The following is a 3,051-nucleotide window of genomic DNA, read 5'->3' on the forward strand; positions in this document are numbered from 1 at the left end:
CCTCGGCCTGCATAACGGCGCGAGCGACCGCGCGCCGCAGCACCGCCTCGAGCCGGTCATGGCTTGAATGGTGCAGGTGATCGGCTTTGGTCGCGGCAAACAGAATGCGGTCGATCCTGGGGCGGAATAGCGCGTTGAGGAAATTGCCGCGACCGATCCGGAAGCAGTCGAGAATTCCGGCGAGCGCCGCCTCCAGATCGAACAGCGCATTCGGCCCCGAATTGAACGCGGCAAGGGCGTCGACGAGAACCACCTGGCGATCCAGTCGCGCGAAATGATCGCGGAAGAACGGCCGCACCACCACGTCCTTGTAGGACTGATAGCGCCTCCGCATCATCGCCCACAGCGATCCGTCGGGGGCGTTGCCGTGTTCCGGCACATCAAGCGGCGCGAAGGTCAGCGCCGGCGAACCTGCAAGGCTGCCCGGCATCAGGAAACGGCCCGGCGGCAACAGGCTCATGGCGAAGCGTTCGTCGCGGCAGGCGCGCAAGTAGTCGGTGAAGAGTTTAGCGGAGGTGAGCGCGGCCTGTTCGTCCATCGGGCCTTCCGCGTTAAGGCCTGAGAGATACGCATGCCAGGGCGCGGCGAGAGAACTGCGGGCGCTGCCGCGCGATAGCGCGAGACTTTCGCTTGCCCATTGCTCATAGCTCTTGTTGAGCAACGGCAGATCGAGCAGCCATTCGCCGGGATAATCGACAATGTCCAGCGTCAGTGTCCGCTCTGCGCCGTTCTGGCGTTGATAGTCGATCACGAGCCGCAACTCGCTGATGTCGACGGTCGAGTTCGGCCACGCCCGTTCGTCGATCAGGGTGCGGAGGTGACGCTCATAGTCAAAGCGTGGCACCGCGTCGTCGGGCTGCGGCTCGAGACGAGCGCGGGCGATCCGGCCCGAGGCGAGCGGCTCGAACACCGGAAAGCGTCCGGCGCGGGTGAGGCCGTGGATCAACGCCGTGATGAACACGGTCTTGCCGGCCCGTGAAAGCCCGGTGATGCCGAGCCGCAAGGTGGGGTTGAAGAGGTGCTCGCTGAAATCCCTCAGCGCGCGCGCTGAAATGCGCGCCTCCTCGATCATGTCGGAAAAATCGAAGGGCAACGAAGACTCGACTTTCGGAGGGGCAATTTAATAAAGCCAAGCCTAAAGGTGGCCATTAATCGCCCAAAATCAAGTTTCACATTTAAGACGCCATTTCTCCCTAGAACTTTAGGGGATCGTTGACGTTGCCCAAGGTACCATCCGTTCAATTTGAGAAGTCGAAACAAGCTCGCATGACCGTCTTCAGACTGAAACAGTTCGCCTCCACCTCGGCTCATGCCGCGGCCGGCGCCATTCGCTGGAATTACGATCGCGCCGAACTCATTGCCGACGGCATCGTTCACGGGATCGGCGTGTTCAGCGGCTTGATCGCGGCGACCGTCCTGATCGTGCTGGCGGCGGTGTTCGCTTCCGCCTATTCGGTGGTCACGGTGTCGGTCTATGCCGCGGGCCTGCTCGCGATGCTCGGTTGTTCGGCGGCCTATAATCTCTGGCCGGTATCGCGGCGCAAATGGGTGCTGCGCCGCCTCGATCATTCCGCGATCTACGTTCTGATTGCCGGGACCTACACCCCGATTTTCGCGCAATTGCAGGACCGCGTGTTTGCGATGTCGCTCCTGGTGGGCGTCTGGAGTGTGGCGGCGGTCGGCATCACGGTGAAGCTGTTCTTCCCTGGCCGCTTCGACCGGCTGTCGGTCGGTCTTTATCTCGCGATGGGCTGGAGCGGCATCATCGCCTATGACGCCGGTCTCTCCTCACTGCCCAAAGTGACGCTGTGGTTCATCCTCGCCGGTGGCCTGCTCTACAGTTTCGGAGTAGTCTTCCACGCATGGCAACGGCTGCGCTTCCAGAATGTGATCTGGCATTGTTTCGTGCTTCTCGGCGCGGCGTGTCATTATACAGCCGTGCTCGATCTGGTTCTGGCGTAAGTTCAATTCCCGCTATTCGAGGTTTGCGATGCAGGTGAGCGGCAAAATCGTCGTCGTCACCGGCGGCGCCAATGGCATTGGCCGCGCGTTGTGCGAAGCCTTTCACCGTGCCGGCGCCGCCAAGGTCGTCGTGGCCGATCTCAACGTCGCAAGCGCGCGGACGGTTGCCGCCTCGCTCGATGGCGCGGCCTTCAAATGCGATGTCGCACAGGAAAAAGACATCCTTCACGTGATCGACGAAACCGAGCGCCTGTTCGGTCCGATCTCGCTGTTCTGTTCGAACGCCGGCATCGGCGCCGGTTTCGACCCGCTCTCGGTGAACGTGGGCGGCACGTCGGACGAACCGTTCACGCGGAGCTTTGCCGTTCACGTCATGGCGCATGTCTATGCGGCACGGCATCTCGTGCCGCGCTTCAAGGCGCGCGGCGGCGGTTACTTTCTCAACACGATTTCAGCCGCCGGACTTCTGTCGCAGGTCGGAAGCCCCGCTTATTCGACAACCAAGCACGCCGCCGTGGGGTTTGCGGAAAACCTCGCGATCTCGCACAAGGCCGACGGCATCAAGGTCTCGATCCTGTGCCCGCAGGGCGTGGATACCGACATGCTGCGCTCGATCCCGAAGGGTCCGCAATCCGGCGACGGGGATCTTTCGCCGGCGCAGGTGGCGAGCGACGCGCTCGAAGGCATCGAGCGGGAGACGTTTCTGATTTTGCCGCACCCGCAGGTGCTGGGCTACATGCGCAACAAGACCGAAAACTACGACCGCTGGATATCAGGCATGGCCAAGATCCAGGCGAAGCTGCGGGAAGAGCATCAGGAATAGATGCCGTCATTGCGAGGAGCAAAGCGACGAAGCAATCCATTTCTTACTGAAGCCAAGAGCTGGGATTACTTCGCGGAGTTTATCATCGGGCGCGCATTCGCGCGACCCGTTGGCTCGCAATGACGTGTGACGCGTTCACCCCTTCCGCTCGTACAGCACCGGCACAGCGGAATCGACCATCACCTCAACGAGGCTCGTTCCCTCATACGCAATACTGCGCTTGAGCGCGGCCGCCAATTCGGATGACTTGGTCACGCGGACGGCGG

At 61.9% G+C, this 3,051-nt stretch carries 3 protein-coding genes; 2 read left to right on the forward strand and 1 reads right to left on the reverse strand.

Annotated elements, in window-relative coordinates; genetic code table 11:
• Positions 1-1,093, reverse strand: a 1,093-nt coding sequence (locus WB528_RS01860) for a YcjX family protein (protein ID WP_423886729.1), incomplete at its 3' end; no start/stop codon positions are given.
• Positions 1,094-1,266: 173 nt separating this feature from the next.
• On the opposite strand from WB528_RS01860, the gene trhA reads away from it, so the two are divergent.
• The gene (gene trhA, locus WB528_RS01865; protein ID WP_423886730.1) at positions 1,267-1,962 is read left to right on the forward strand and encodes a PAQR family membrane homeostasis protein TrhA; all 696 of its coding nucleotides are present in this window, start codon (positions 1,267-1,269) and stop codon (positions 1,960-1,962) included.
• A 28-nt stretch (positions 1,963-1,990) separates the two neighbouring features.
• Positions 1,991-2,785, forward strand: coding sequence for an SDR family oxidoreductase (locus WB528_RS01870; RefSeq protein ID WP_423886731.1), 795 nt, complete (start codon positions 1,991-1,993; stop codon positions 2,783-2,785).
• The last annotated feature ends 266 nt before the right edge of the window (positions 2,786-3,051 follow it).

Origin of the sequence: Bradyrhizobium sp. (genome assembly GCF_049586575.1) — a bacterium.
Lineage (GTDB): Bacteria > Pseudomonadota > Alphaproteobacteria > Rhizobiales > Xanthobacteraceae > Bradyrhizobium.

Bases quoted from the DNA above. Each gene is read 5' to 3' on its own strand.
- trhA (WP_423886730.1), top strand. From the start codon at position 1,267: ATGACCGTCTTCAGACTGAAACAGTTCGCCTCCACCTCGGCTCATGCC.
- WB528_RS01870 (WP_423886731.1), top strand. From the start codon at position 1,991: ATGCAGGTGAGCGGCAAAATCGTCGTCGTCACCGGCGGCGCCAATGGC.